General features: G+C 55.0%; 11 protein-coding genes. 4 read left to right on the plus strand and 7 right to left on the minus strand.

The window, feature by feature from the left end:
• Nucleotides 1-33 precede the first annotated feature (33 nt).
• The 7 genes from BCS36_RS09455 to BCS36_RS09485 form a co-directional block, all read right to left on the minus strand.
• Nucleotides 34-1,257, minus strand: a complete 1,224-nt coding sequence (locus BCS36_RS09455; protein WP_291302644.1) for an LL-diaminopimelate aminotransferase — start codon at nt 1,255-1,257, stop codon at nt 34-36.
• Between the two features lie 15 nt (nt 1,258-1,272).
• On the minus strand, nt 1,273-2,136 hold the full coding sequence (gene dapF, locus BCS36_RS09460) for a diaminopimelate epimerase (RefSeq protein ID WP_291302645.1): 864 nt from the start codon (nt 2,134-2,136) through the stop codon (nt 1,273-1,275).
• Nucleotides 2,137-2,500: 364 nt separating this feature from the next.
• Nucleotides 2,501-4,693, minus strand: coding sequence for a glutamine synthetase III (locus BCS36_RS09465; protein WP_291302646.1), 2,193 nt, complete (start codon nt 4,691-4,693; stop codon nt 2,501-2,503).
• Between the two features lie 54 nt (nt 4,694-4,747).
• A complete protein-coding gene (locus BCS36_RS09470; protein ID WP_291302647.1) occupies nt 4,748-5,086 on the minus strand; it encodes a P-II family nitrogen regulator in 339 nt (112 codons plus the stop codon).
• A gap of 26 nt (nt 5,087-5,112) precedes the next feature.
• Nucleotides 5,113-6,318, minus strand: a complete 1,206-nt coding sequence (locus tag BCS36_RS09475; RefSeq protein ID WP_291302648.1) for an ammonium transporter — start codon at nt 6,316-6,318, stop codon at nt 5,113-5,115.
• A gap of 657 nt (nt 6,319-6,975) precedes the next feature.
• Nucleotides 6,976-8,577 (minus strand): sigma 54-interacting transcriptional regulator, encoded by a 1,602-nt coding sequence (locus BCS36_RS09480; RefSeq protein ID WP_291302649.1) that lies wholly within the window; start codon nt 8,575-8,577, stop codon nt 6,976-6,978.
• Between the two features lie 168 nt (nt 8,578-8,745).
• Nucleotides 8,746-10,080: a UDP-glucose/GDP-mannose dehydrogenase family protein gene (locus BCS36_RS09485; protein WP_291302650.1), complete on the minus strand. Its 1,335-nt coding sequence runs from the start codon at nt 10,078-10,080 to the stop codon at nt 8,746-8,748.
• A gap of 170 nt (nt 10,081-10,250) precedes the next feature.
• Between BCS36_RS09485 and BCS36_RS09490 the strand changes: the two genes are divergently transcribed.
• From BCS36_RS09490 to BCS36_RS09505, 4 genes are all read left to right on the plus strand, one after another.
• A complete protein-coding gene (locus BCS36_RS09490) occupies nt 10,251-10,622 on the plus strand; it encodes a holo-[acyl-carrier-protein] synthase (RefSeq protein WP_291302651.1) in 372 nt (123 codons plus the stop codon).
• Nucleotides 10,622-12,283: an NAD(P)H-hydrate dehydratase gene (locus BCS36_RS09495; protein WP_291302652.1), complete on the plus strand. Its 1,662-nt coding sequence runs from the start codon at nt 10,622-10,624 to the stop codon at nt 12,281-12,283. The genes BCS36_RS09490 and BCS36_RS09495 overlap by 1 nt, the downstream gene beginning before the upstream one ends.
• The gene (tsaE, locus tag BCS36_RS09500) at nt 12,271-12,756 is read left to right on the plus strand and encodes a tRNA (adenosine(37)-N6)-threonylcarbamoyltransferase complex ATPase subunit type 1 TsaE (protein WP_291302653.1); all 486 of its coding nucleotides are present in this window, start codon (nt 12,271-12,273) and stop codon (nt 12,754-12,756) included. Before BCS36_RS09495 ends, tsaE begins: the two co-directional genes overlap by 13 nt.
• Before the next feature lie 70 nt (nt 12,757-12,826).
• Nucleotides 12,827-14,050: an aspartate kinase gene (locus BCS36_RS09505; protein WP_291302654.1), complete on the plus strand. Its 1,224-nt coding sequence runs from the start codon at nt 12,827-12,829 to the stop codon at nt 14,048-14,050.
• Nucleotides 14,051-14,229 lie beyond the last annotated feature (179 nt).

Consider the following 14,229-nt stretch of genomic DNA (forward strand, 5'->3'; position numbering starts at 1 on the left):
AATCAGGTCAACCTTATGGCAAGCATTCCCGTATCAGCACAAGCCACGCAGTCGTTTGATTGCCTCTTCCGTATCTTCAGGTGAACCAAAGGCGGTCAGGCGCACGTACCCTTCGCCGGAAGCGCCAAAGCCTGCGCCGGGCGTGCAGATGAGGGCAACCTGCAATAATCTGTCAAAGAATCCCCAGGAATCCGTATCACTGGGCACGCGCACCCATATATAGGGGGCGTTCACACCGCCGTATACAGAAAGGCCCATTTCGCTCACGGCAGTGCGCAGCATGTCGGCATTACGCTGATACCCTGCAATCACCCCCATGATTTCCTTGCGCCCCTGTTCGCTGTACACAGCCTCGGCCGCGCGCTGAACAATATAGGGGCAGCCGTTATACTTGGTGCACTGGCGGCGGTTCCACAGCGCGTTAAGGCTGACCTTGCCGCCCTTGCCGTCGCTGATCTGCAAAGCCTTTGGCACTACGGTATAGGCGCAGCGCAGACCTGTAAATCCTGCTGTTTTTGAAAAACTGCGAAACTCAACGGCCACTTCCTGCGCGCCTTCAAGCTCATAGATGCTGTGAGGCACATCCGCGTCAGTGATAAAAGCTTCATAGGCTGAATCATACATAATGACGCAGCCTTCGCGCCGGGCATAGTCAACCCATCCCTGCAAGGCCGCCCGTGACAGCACTGTTCCGGTAGGATTATTGGGATAGCAAAGGTAGATCAGATCTGGCCGCACCTTGGGAAAATCAGGCACAAAGTCGTTTTCTTTCACGCACGGCAGATAGACGATGTTGCTCCACTGTTTGCCTTCCATTTCCCCGGAGCGGCCAGCCATCACATTGGAGTCAACATAGACGGGGTACACCGGATCGGTAACAGCAACAAGACTGTCCTGGGCAAAAAGCTCCTGAAAATTGCCCACATCAGGCTTGGCACCGTCACTGACAAAAACCTCATCAGCGCTCAGGTTCACGCCACGGGCTTTGTAATCATACTCAACAATAATGTCGCGCAAAAAGGCGTAGCCCTGCTCAGGCCCGTAGCCATGAAAATGCGCGGCATCGCCCATTTCATCCACAGCCTTGTGCAACGCGTTGATAACGGCAGGCACAAGGGGACGCGTAACATCGCCAATACCCAGGCTGATGACGCGCTTGTCGGGGTTTGCCTCCTTAAAGGCAGCCACCTTGCGGGCAATATCGGCAAAAAGGTAGTTGCTTTGCAGCTTGAGAAAATTGCTATTTACGGTAGTCATTTATGGCCCCTGTGATCAGATATAATATTCGCCGGCAAAGACGGTCACCGCCCCGCCGGTCATGTATACGTGGTTACTGCCTTCATCCCAGTGGATTTGCAGTGTTCCGCCCTTGAGTTCCACCTCGACGTCACGCCCGGTATAGCCATTGAGCACGCAGGCCACGGCAACGGCGCACGCGCCTGTACCGCAGGCCAGCGTTTCACCAGCGCCGCGCTCCCATACGCGCATGCGCACCCGGGTGGAAGAGATAACCTCGACAAATTCCGTGTTGGTGCGCTTGGGGAATAGGGGGTGGTTCTCAAAATCCGGCCCCATACGGGGCAAATCCAGCTCATCAATGCCCTTCATGAATATAACGGCATGCGGGTTGCCCATTGAAACGGCGGTGATTTCGTACAACTGGCCGCTCACATCCACGGGGTGGGCCACAAAACGCTGCTGCCCGCCGTCTGATGAGGCCGCTGTAAGCACGGGAATCTTTGCGGGGGTCAGTTCGGGTTCGCCCATATCAACGGTCGCGCCGCAAACTTCGCCAGCCTCGAACAACAGGCGCACAACCTTCACTCCTGCGCCTGTCTCGACCCTGATCACATCTTTCACCTGAATGCCGTGGTCGTACACGTATTTACCTACGCACCGCACCGCATTTCCGCACATTTCCGCCTCAGAACCGTCAGCGTTGAACATGCGCATACGCACATCGGCTGAAGCCGAGGGTAAAATAAGCACAAGTCCGTCCGAACCGACGCCAAAATTGCGGTTGCTAATCTTCCGGGCAAGTTCGCCAGGACTGTCAACGCGCTCTTCAAAGCCATTGACATAGACATAATCATTGCCGATGCCCTGCATCTTCGTAAAGCGCAATGCGGCAGCCATATATTTCTCCTTTCCTGTCAAATCAAAAGCGTACAACGCTCCAAGAAAACATTATTGACTATATAATGAATAAACAAATTATTCTGATTCAAAATAAAAGTAAATATGGGGCTTACGTCGCCACATGAAAAAGGTGGAGAGCCGCCAGACTCTCCACCTTGTGGCCACCGGCCTTCGCCGTCCGTTGCGGCGAACGGCGAGGCCCGTGGCTCCTTGCGGCTTGCCGCAAGGGCCGATGACAGGGAGACCACCTTCCCCCCCGGGATGAGACTCCTGTCATCAACTTTCAGGAAATGCACTACGCGTCACTGTCCTCCGTGCGGTTGAACGGTATGGGACGCTCACTATTCATCGGCACTGATGTCTAGTGTACCCACAGCAATTCCGCGTACTTGGGCAGCACCCACAAGGTGTCGTCCACGATGCCTTCAAGGGCATCGGCATGCTCGCGGCACTTGTGCATGGCCGTAAGGATGCAGTCACGCGCGGCCTTGGCTTCTTCAAGTGCGCCATGAGTTTTGTGGGTTTTGGCAATGGCCGCTTCCAATTCCACAACACCCTGTTGCAGAGCCACAACGTGACCCCGCAGGGTGTTGAAGTATGTCTCTTCAGCAGCTGCACCCTTTTCACCAAGTACGGCACGGGTCTTAAGCACCACGTCAGCGGCGCTGGCCTGAGCCACTACGCACTGGGGCAGTACAGAGGTGCGCAGCATATCAAGCATGAGGTTGCCCTCGATGCAGATGGTTTTGCAGTAGTTTTCAAGCAGTATTTCCTGGCGTGAAATAATTTCGCGTTCAGTGAGGATGCCATGACGCAGGAAAACGTTCATGACGTCCGGATCACTGTAGTGCTCCAGAGCAGTTACTGTATTGTTGTGGTTGGGAAGGCCGCGGCGGGCAGCTTCCTCAGCCCAGGATTCGGCATAGCCGTTGCCGTTGAACACCACAGGCATATGCTCTTTAAAGAGGCGGGGCAGCAGTTCCTGCAGAGCGGAGTTCAAATCCGTGCCAGCAGAGACGGAAGCCTCAAGCTCGGTGGCAATATCGTCCAGAGCGCAGGCCACAGCGGCATTAAGCACAATGTTCACGGGCGCGACGGACTGTGATGAGCCAACCGCGCGGAATTCAAACTTGTTGCCGGTAAAGGCAAAGGGGCTCGTGCGGTTGCGGTCGGCAAGGTCCACGGGCAGGGGCGGCAGGGTCGACACGCCGACCTCCATAAAGCCGCTTTTCTTGTTTTTGGAACCGCGTCCATTGATTATGCCCTCAAGCACATCAGTGAGCTGCTCGCCCAGATACACGGACAGGATAGCCGGAGGCGCTTCGTTGGCCCCAAGGCGATGGTCGTTGCCCGCACCCACAGTTCCGAGACGCAGCGCCGTGCTGTGCTTGTGCACCGCACGCAGGACGGCGGCCAGATAAACCAGGAACTGCGCATTGTCCTGAGGCGTCGTGCCGGGGTTGAGCAGGTTCTGGCCATCGGAGTCTCCCATGGACCAGTTGTTGTGCTTGCCGCTGCCGTTCACGCCCGCAAAGGGTTTTTCATGCAACAGGCATATAAAGCCATGCCTGCCCGCAAGGTGACGCATCATATTCATGGTTAACATGTTATGGTCGCAGGCGATGTTTGCCTCTTCATACACGGGCGCCAGCTCGAACTGGCCGGGGGCCACTTCATTGTGCCTGGTTTTGGCAGGAATGCCCAAAGCCAGCAGCTCTTTTTCGACGTCCTGCATGAAGCTCATGACACGACCGGGAATAGCGCCAAAGTAATGGTCTTCCATTTCCTGGCCCTTGGGAGAAGGCGCGCCCAACAGGGTACGGCCTGCCAGCAAAAGGTCGGGACGCAGGGCCGCAAGGTTTTTATCCACCAGAAAATACTCTTGTTCCGGGCCCACCATGGCCCGCACGTAGCTGGCCGACTGGTTGCCGAACAGGCGCAGAATGCGCAACGCCTGCCTGGACAGAGCCGAGAGGGAGCGCAACAGAGGAATCTTGCGGTCCAGGGCTTCGCCGGAATACGAATAGAAGTATGTGGGGATGTGCAATGTGGCCCCGTACGGAGCGGGAATGATGAACACGGGAACAGAAGGATCCCACGCGGTGTAGCCACGGGCCTCAAAGGTCGAACGAATGCCACCGGACGGGAAGGAGGACGCGTCAGGCTCGCCGCTGATAAGCATCTTGCCTGAAAACTCGCTGATAACCTGACCATCGGACGTGGGCGACAAAAAAGCGTCGTGCTTTTCAGCCGTAAGACCGGTCATGGGATGGAACCAGTGGGTGTAGTGGGTTGCACCATTTTCAATGGCCCAGTCTTTCATGGCATTGGCCACGACATCGGCGATCTCGGGGTTCAGGCGTTCACCGTCACGAATGGTCTTGGCCAGCTTGCGGTATACGTCCTTGGGCAGGCGCTTCCGCATGGTGGAGAGGCCGAACACATAGCGGCCAAAACCTTCTTCAGCGCCGCACCCACATTCATCCTTGCTGGAGGGCATAACAGGAGCGGTATTTATCGCCTTGAACAAAGCCTTTTTACGGGGGGAACTCATACGTCTTCTCCTTTATCCTTTAAACAAAAGTTGGTGTCATTCGGGGGGCAACTCTTACAGAGCCGCATCGCCACGTTCGCCTGTGCGGATGCGAACAACATCCTCCACATCACTGATGAAAATCTTGCCGTCGCCAACCTGGCCGGTTCTGGCCGTGGACATTACTGCATTGATCACAGACTCCAGCATGTCCTCATGCAGTACAACTTCAACCTTTACTTTAGGTAAGCAGTCCACTTGCATGATAGTTCCCCTGTACACTTCTGTATGCCCGCGCTGGCGTCCAAAACCCTTGATTTCAGTGTAGTTGAGGCCATGAATACCCAGTTCCGAGAGCATATCCCTGACTTTTTCAAACATGCCGGGCCGGATGATAATTTCGAGCTTTTTCATGCTGTTGTTCCTTTTTTCGGCAAGCCTTATATATTGTAGCCGCGTTCGTTATGTTCGCCGAGATCAAGGCCCGTAAATTCTTCTTCAGGCGCGATGCGCAGGCCGACGATAGCGTTCACGACATAAAGGATCACGCGAGTGGCTGTGTAGACAAATACCCAGGTGCCGATGATGGAGACCACCTGGATCCAGGCCTGACCAGGATTGCCGTAGAAGAGTCCGTCCACATTGTTGATGGCGGCGCTGGCGAAAAGGCCGGTTGCAAGCGCGCCCCATGTGCCTCCAACGCCGTGAATGCCGACCACGTCAAGAGCATCGTCATAGCCAAGCTTGCCCTTCAAGAACACGCCGCCGTAGCACACAAGACCACCAATGAACCCGATAAGCATGGCAGGCAGAACTTCAACATAGCCCGCGCCAGGTGTGATAGCCACCAGCCCAGCCAGCGCGCCCGAAATTGCGCCAAGGCTTGTGGGCTTGCCAGTGTGCTTCCATTCGATGAGCATCCAGCCGAGAATACCGCAGGCAGAGGCCATATGTGTCGTCACCAGAGCCTGTCCGGCAAGGGCGCCGGCGGCCAGGGCGCTGCCCGCATTGAAACCGAACCAACCGAACCAGAGGATGCCGCCGCCAAGCAGGGTCAAGGGCAGACTGTGCGGGCTGTGCTGCGTTCCAGTGGACAGCCGGGGGCCAAGAGCCTGGGCGCAGGCCAGGGCCGCAGCGCCGGAAGACATGTGAACAACCGCTCCGCCCGCGAAATCAAGGGCGCCCATAGAGCCCATCCAGCCGCCGCCCCACACCCAGTGAGCCATGGGGGAGTAAACGCATATGAGCCAAAGACCGGAAAAAAGGAGCATGGCGGAAAAACGGATGCGTTCAGCGTATGCGCCTGAAATCAGGGCCACAGTAAGTACCGCGAACATGCACTGAAACCCCATAAAAACAGTGTGCGGCAGTTGAGGGGCCATGGGGGCGGATTCACCGCCGACTCCCTTCAAAAAGAGATAATTGAGGTTGCCGATCAGTCCGCCCACGTCGTCGCCAAAAGCCAGGGTATACCCTACAAAGGCCCACAGGACAGAGATCAGTCCCAAACAGGCGTAGCTGTGCATATGCGTGGAAAGTACGTTGCGTGCGCGAACCAAACCACCGTAAAAAAGGGCCAGAGCCGGGGTCATCAGCATGACCATTGTGGCGCAGATAATGATAAATGCGGTATCCGAGGCGTTCATACGGGCATCCTTGATCTTTACGGCCAACCCAGCTTCATCGCATGAAATTTTCAGTTGATGCAGCAGAGAAGTACCGTGTTGACTGAACCTCTTCGGCGGATCGGCGCCAGATCCGCCACAACGACACAATGCCGTTGCCAGTACATACCCACTTAGGCATTATCCATGCCAAAGGCCAAAACACTCATCATGCCAATAAATAACTATCTAATATTAAATAATATTTTCACAGACCCTGCTGTTTTTTACCGCAAACGCCCTCTCTCAATCTGCCATTTTTTTACAAATGCGTAGAAAATTTTTATCTACGATCTGGAGTCACCAAGCTCAAAAAGAGTAAATTCCGTAAAACTTAATAATATTAATTAGATATAGAAATTTTGAAAAATTATACTTTTTCGTAGATTTTAATATAAAAACGGGTTCGTCCAGACCGAAAAAAGTAAAAAGCCTGAAACAGCAAGCTGTCTCAGGCCTATCAAGTACGTTTGCACGGCGGCGCAATAAAAATACAATAATGTAGATTTTCTCTTTGGCTGTTCTTAGCGCGGATTTCTCACAATAAGGTAAAAAGCCCGATTAAACTCCCTTATTAGCCGATTTTACAAGAAAAAAATGTAAAACTACAAGGCCAGCAAAGGATTCGCCACAAGTTTATTACATCCGCTCTCGCTTGAGCCGAAAATCCTTGTAGCTGATGCCATATTTTTTCATACGCAAGGCCATTATCCTTTCAGTCAGCCCAAGGCTGGCGGCTGCCTTTCCCATCTGGCCCTGGCTGAACTCAAGGGCCTCCACAATGGAGGCGCGCTCCAGTTCGTCAAGCTGATCCTGCAAAGTGCCGGAAAATCCAGGGCGCAGGGTACACACATTTTCCCCGTTTACAGTGGTACAGTGGACGCCATGCAGGGCGGGCGGCAAGTGCTGGGGCAACACAAGGCCTTCACGGCCAAGAAGGAGCACGGCACGCTCCATTACGTTTTCCAGCTCCCGGATATTGCCCGGCCAGGCGTAGCGTTGCAGCATATCCATAACGGCCAGGGAAAGGCGTACATTTTCGCGCCCATTGATCTGCGCGAACTTTTTGATGAAATGGTTGGCAAGGGGCAGGATATCCTCTGGACGGCCACGCAGTGGCGGAAGATATATGGGAAAAACATTGAGGCGGTAAAAAAGGTCACGCCGAAAAGTTTCCTGATTGACCATGTGCTCAAGATTTCGGTTGGTTGCGGTAATAAAGCGCACATCAACATAATGCGTTTCCATGCCGCCCAGGCGTTCGAAAGCTCTTTCCTGCAGCACCCGCAAAAGTTTGGCCTGAGTCATGAGCGAAAGCTCGCCGACCTCGTCCAAAAATAGCGTGCCGCCGTTGGCCAGTTCAAAGCGTCCCTTGCGTGTTGCGTTGGCCCCTGTGAACGCGCCACGCTCGTGCCCGAAGAGCTCGCTTTCAATAAGGCTTTCAGGCAAGGCCGCGCAGTTGAGCGAAATAAAGGGTTTGCTTGTGCGCGCGCTGCCAACGTGTATGGCCCGAGCCGCCAACTCCTTGCCCGTACCAGACTCGCCTTGCAAAAAAACCGTTGTAGCTGATGGCGCAACCTGGGCAATTTGCGCATAAACCTTTTGCATCCCTTCAGAATTGCCTACAAAGCCCCTTGGCCGTAAAGGTGAGGAGGTTTCCTCATCCATTCTCCCCTGGGTTTCCAGGGCGGAATGTCCCAGCAAGGTGGAGACAATAGTCAAAAGGCGCATTTCATCTTCAAGCGTTGCCTCATCCACCAGCAAATGGTCAACAGACAGCGCGCCCACCACCTGATCGTTGAGCCGGATGGGAACGCAGATGAAAGATATCCCTTCTTTACCCAAGTCCCGAGAACGGGTGCGGTTAAGAAAAAGCGGCTCTTCCGACACATTGGAAATATACATGGGGCGGCCACTTTCAATAACCCGGCCCGTGATGCCCTCGCCCCGCACGTAACGACCGCGGCGCAGCTCGGCGGGCTTGAGGCCATAGGCCGCTTCTGTGCGTATTTCACCAGTATGCGGAGATATGAGCGTAATGGCGCCGCGCATCATATGCAGATGGCCCGCCATAAGCGAAAGCGCCTTACTCAGCGCCTGCACAAGATCCGTCGTGGTGTTGACCACCTGGGCGAGATCAAAAAGCAGTTTGAGTTGCTGCTCATGGTGGTCGCCCGCAGAATCAGAAGGATGCAGCGTTTGTTTGACGCTTTCTTGGGGGGAAGGAGTGGTCTTGCTCATGTGCCAAATATACTCCACCAATGCGGGTCATGCAATTGGCCAAAGGGAGGACGAAACGGCTCTCCCCAGGGCGTCAGAAAACATCTGCCAAAAAACTGAAAAAGGGCTGAACAGCACGATCAGCCCTTTTGCTAGCTACACAGCTTTCATATGACAAATCTTTGCCAGCTAGGCGTTTGCCCTTCCGATGCAGAAATAGGCAAAACCGTGGGCAGCCATCGAAACCGGAGAATACAGGTTGCGTCCGTCAAAAAGCAGCGGCGCGGTCAGAAGGTTGCGAACCTTTGCAAAATCCGGATTGCGGAACTGGTTCCATTCAGTCACGACCATCAGCGCCTGCGCGCCCTGGCAGGCCGCATACTGGTCGTCCACAATTTCCACCAGCTTGTTATCGGCAAAAATCGCTCGTGCATTGTCGGCGGCAACGGGGTCAAACGCCCTGATTTTCATCCCGCGGGATGTCAGTTCGTTGATAATGGTAATGGCGGCTGCTTCACGCATATCATCGGTGTTTGCCTTGAAGGCCAGACCCCACATGGCCAGGGTCTTGCCTGCCACGCCGCCCTGGGGCGCAAAATATTCTTCAACACGGCTGGCCATGTATTTTTTCTGTCGGGCGTTCACGGCTTCCACCGCATTGAGCAGTTCCGGCCGTACACCCGCATTTTCAGCAGTACGGATAAGCGCCTTCACATCCTTGGGAAAGCAGGAACCGCCATACCCTACGCCGGGATAGATGAACTGGTAGCCAATACGGGAATCTGATCCTATCCCGGTGCGCACATCACGCACGTCCGCCCCAACGCGCTCGCAAATGGTGGCAATTTCATTGATAAATGAAATTTTTGTGGCCAGCATGCAGTTGGCGGCATACTTGGTCATTTCGGCGCTGCGCACGCCCATGACAATGATTTTGTCGCGGGTGCGGGCAAAAGGCGAATAAAGTTCGCGCATAAGCGCGGCGGCTTTTTCCGAATCCGTGCCAATGACCACGCGGTCAGGCTTCATGAAGTCAGAAATGGCGTCGCCCTCTTTCAAAAACTCGGGGTTTGAAACCACGTCGACATGCAGATCCACGCCGCGCCCGGCCAGCTCTTTTTCAATAAGACCGCGCACTTCGTCTGCCGTGCCCACCGGCACTGTGGATTTGTCCACAACGACCATGTCTTTCTGCATATGCTGGCCGATCTCGCTGGCCACCTGGCGCACATAGCTCAGATCGCAGGAACCATCGGGCTGGGGCGGCGTGCCGACGCAAATAAACGCGCACTCGGCCTCCGCAATGCCTTCTGCAAGCGAGGTGGTGAAGGTCAACCGCCCATCGGCACGGCTGTGGCGTACCATGGGTTCAAGGCCGGGTTCAAAGATATGCACAGAGCCAGCGTTCAGCTTGTCCACAACAGCGGGGTTAACATCAACGCAGGTCACTGTATTGCCCATTTCAGCGAAGCAGGCGGCACTCACCAGGCCCACATAGCCGGTGCCGATAATGCACAATTTCATGTATTATTCTCCCTGTATTCAACACAGGCCGCACCCTTGACGTTACAACCGGGAACGGGTCAAAATAGTTCGTCGATGGCAGGATATACGATATTTTTTTTCATTGGGCAACCAGCTCTCCAGAGGCAAAAGTCCCGGCACACAAACCTTTGCGCACCAACGGGGATAAAATGATAGTAGGCATGGGCATCGACATCGTTGATCTTGCCCGTATAGAAAAAAGTCTTGGCCGCTTTGGTCTGCGTTTTGCCGAAAAGATTCTGGGGCCAAAAGAACTGGCTGGCATGCCCGGGCATCCCCTCAATTATGTGGCCGGACGGTTTGCCGCCAAGGAAGCAGCCGTCAAGGCTCTGGGCACGGGATTCAGCCAGGGCATCGGGCCTGATCAGGTGGAGACTGTTCCCGGTTCAGGCGGCAAACCGCATTTGCTGCTGCACGGCAAGGCATTGCAACGGGCCCAGGACTTGGGCGTTACCCGCTGCCACGTATCTATCAGCCATGACCGCTCTTCGGCTGTGGCCGTGGTGGTTCTGGAGAGCTGATGAATTATTCTTCCTCGCCCCGCTTTCTTTTGCCTCCCCTGCCCTTTCCGCAGGAAATTCGTGCCTGGGATAAGGGCGCAGAGGCTCTTGGACTTCCTGAAATGCTCTTGATGGAAAACGCCGCGCGTGAGGCTTTTGTCATTCTGCGCCGTTATTGTCCGGATCTTGCTGGCAAGATTGTCTGGCTATTTATGGGAAACGGCAATAACGGGGGCGATGCGGTCTGCCTGGCGCGCTACCTTCTTGATGCTGGCGCGAAACCTCTTGTGCTGCATACAAAAGCGCAAGGCCAGCACAAAGGGGCCAGCGCGCGACACCTGAAGGTGGCCAGGGCCGCTGGCGTGCCCTTTTATCAACTGCGGTACAGGCAAAACCGCTGGAACCTGCCGCAGCATGAACTGCCGTATATGATTGTGGACGGCCTGCTTGGCACCGGTTTTCGCGGTCCACTGCGTGCGGATGCCTTATCCCTTGTTGAAGCCATAAACGAACTCGCGCCCGGACGTTTGGTAATGTCGCTGGATATCCCTTCAGGGTTGGACGCCTGCACTGGCAAGCCCATGCCGGTTGCAATACGGGCAACATGCACGGTCTGCTTTGCGGCCGGTAAACCTGGACTGGCCCAACCCTGGAGCAGACAATGGACAGGTTCTGTACATGTGCGCGATATCGGCATACCAGCGAGGGTGCGCGAAGGCGCGCACTGTTCCAGCTATCTGCTTGACGGGCGCTGCCTTGCGCCCCTTGCTTCCCCGTCCGGCTTGCCTGAGAACAGCTTTAAAAACACTTTCGGCCATATCCTGATTCTGGGTGGCGCGCCTGGCTATGGCGGCGCAGCCCACCTTGCCGCTCGCGCGGCTCTGCGTACTGGCGTGGGGCTGGTGACAGTGGCCGCTCCCGCTGATGCCGTTGCCGACATCAAGTGCGGATGGCCTGAAATCATGACTCTGGCCCTGGAGAACACAGGGGCACTTTGGCCGTCTGATATTTCAGCGAGGCTTTGCTCATTGATGGAAAATTGCACTGCCGTGGTGATCGGTCCGGGGATGGGCCGAGGAAAAGACGGCGCAAAATTTCTGCATGCCCTGCTGGAAACACAGCGACCCCCAACGGTTTTTGATGCCGACGCCTTGGCCTTGCTCTCGTATGAACCCAGGCTTTTGGGTAAAATCCGCAAAGAAGATGTCCTTACGCCGCACCCCGGCGAGGCGGGCATGCTCCTTGGCGAATCGGCCCACATTGTTCAGAGCGATCGATGGGCTGCCCTGGATAAGCTGTGCGTTGCAAGTTGCGGAGTTACTGTGCTCAAGGGGGCAGGCAGCATGGTGCGCCAGTCATCTGGCCCCACACTGATTTGCCCCTATGACGTCCCCCAGTTGGCTGTAGGTGGATCGGGCGATGTACTGGCGGGCTGCATTGGCGGATTGCTGGCTTCACGAGCGGATGTTCTGTGTGAACACAGCGCTGCCCTGCCCTGGGACTGTCATCCATCTTTACTTGGAGCAGGCATGGGCGTAGCCCTGCACGCCCTGGCCGGACGCAGCCTGGCAGAGCACTGGCCCCTGCGGGGAAACACTTCAACAGCGACTGCGGATGCCCTGCCTCATGTGCTTCACACCATCCAGCAAGACCAGGAAGATACTTTTGCATGGCCTCGATAATACTATACAGCCTTGAGGATACAGCCCGTTTTGCCGAAATGCTTGTGAAGGCCGTAACTGCCGACGCAAAAATACGAACGCTGCTGTTGCATGGAGATCTTGGCAGCGGAAAAACAACGCTGACACGCTTCATGGCGCTTTCTTTACCGGGAGGATCAGAAGCGGAAGTGGCAAGCCCTTCTTTTACCCTGTGCAATCACTATGCAACAGTACCGCCAGTGCTGCATTGCGATCTTTACCATTGTGCCGGATCTTTGCCAGAAGAGCTTTTTGAAGCACTGGATAATCCCAAGGTTTTAAATATAATTGAGTGGTCTGAATTACTGCCGGAACAGGACAGACCTGAAGAATATCTGGACATCACTTTAAAGGCATGCGAAGAAGGTCGATCACTGACGATACATGCGCACGGCTCCCGGGCCGAAGCTCTGTTACGTCATTTGCGCGGTCAATGGCCCATGCGCAAAGCCTGAGGCTGGGGTCCAGCCGTCTACGTGGCTGGCCTGTTGTACTCTTTAAGGATTATGGGCAATGGATACAGGCATGAAAATTTTAGTACAAAAGTTCGGCGGCACCTCCGTAGCCAGACTTGAGTGCATGAAGCAGGTGCGAGAAAAAGTTCTGCACGGCCTCGCTCAGGGCAACAAGGTTATAGCCGTATTGTCAGCCAGATCTGGCGAAACCAATCACCTTTTAGCGCTTGCCGATGAATGGTCGGGCACGCCAGACAAGGCCGAATGCGACGCTCTTGTGGCCACAGGCGAACAGGTTTCCATCAGCCTGTTCACCATGCTGCTCAAGGACGCGGGAATTCGTGCCCGATCCCTGCTGGGCTGGCAGATACCCATTACTACCGATGATGACTTTGGCCGCGCGCGCATCCGCTCCATAAACAGCAAAGCCCTGTACGCTTTTCTGGAAGATTACGATGTGCTTGTGGTGGCGGGTTTTCAGGGCTGCACTGAAGATGGCCGCATAACCACTCTCGGTCGCGGCGGATCCGACACTTCGGCGGTGGCCTTGGCTGCGGCTCTGGGATCTGTCGAATGCGAAATTTATACAGATGTTGACGGCGTCTATACCACTGACCCGAACATCTGCTCAACCGCCCGTAAAATGGACCGCGTCGCCTATGAAGAAATGCTGGAAATGGCCAGCATGGGGGCCAAGGTTCTGCACATACGTTCGGTGGAGTTTGCCAAAAAATACAAAGTTCCCGTGCGGGTGCGCTCCACATTCAGCAGTGATCCCGGCACCCTTGTTACTCAGGAGGATTCCAGCATGGAAGCCGTTCTTGTTTCCGGCATTGCGTACGATAAAGATCAAGCCCGCGTGACCATCCGCGATCTGCCCGATGTGCCTGGAATGGCCGCTGCCGTGTTCGGGCCGCTCTCTGAAAAAGGCATTCTTGTCGACATGATTGTTCAGAACACCAGCCTGGACGGTCATACGGACATCACCTTCACCATTTCGCGCAAAGATTTGCAGCAAACGCTGACGGTGATGAAAGAGGTTGCCGAAAAAACCGGCGCTTCTGAAGTTCTGCACGATGTGAGCGTGGCCAAGGTTTCGGCCATTGGCGTGGGCATGCGCAACCATTCGGGCGTCGCGGCCCGTACATTTGCCGCCCTTACGCAGGAAGGCATCAATATTCTCATGATCAGCACTTCTGAAATCAAGATCACCATTCTGATTCAGGAAAAGTATGTTGAATTGGCCGTGCGTATATTGCACGACACTTTCGGCCTTGACTGGGATATCGGCTAGAGGATATCTACATCAAGTATATCCCTTTAAATCTTTTGTCATATCTGTGTTGTGACAATATACCTGACGGGCCGCGCTTGCGCCCTTATGGCGCGCGCCTGCTCACGCAGACGTCAGATTAATTTCAAAGTTAAATAATTCCAGCGAGTCTTTACTCCACACTTGAATATCTGGGCCAC

The organism is Desulfovibrio sp. MES5, from assembly GCF_002237645.1.
Lineage (GTDB): Bacteria > Desulfobacterota > Desulfovibrionia > Desulfovibrionales > Desulfovibrionaceae > Desulfovibrio.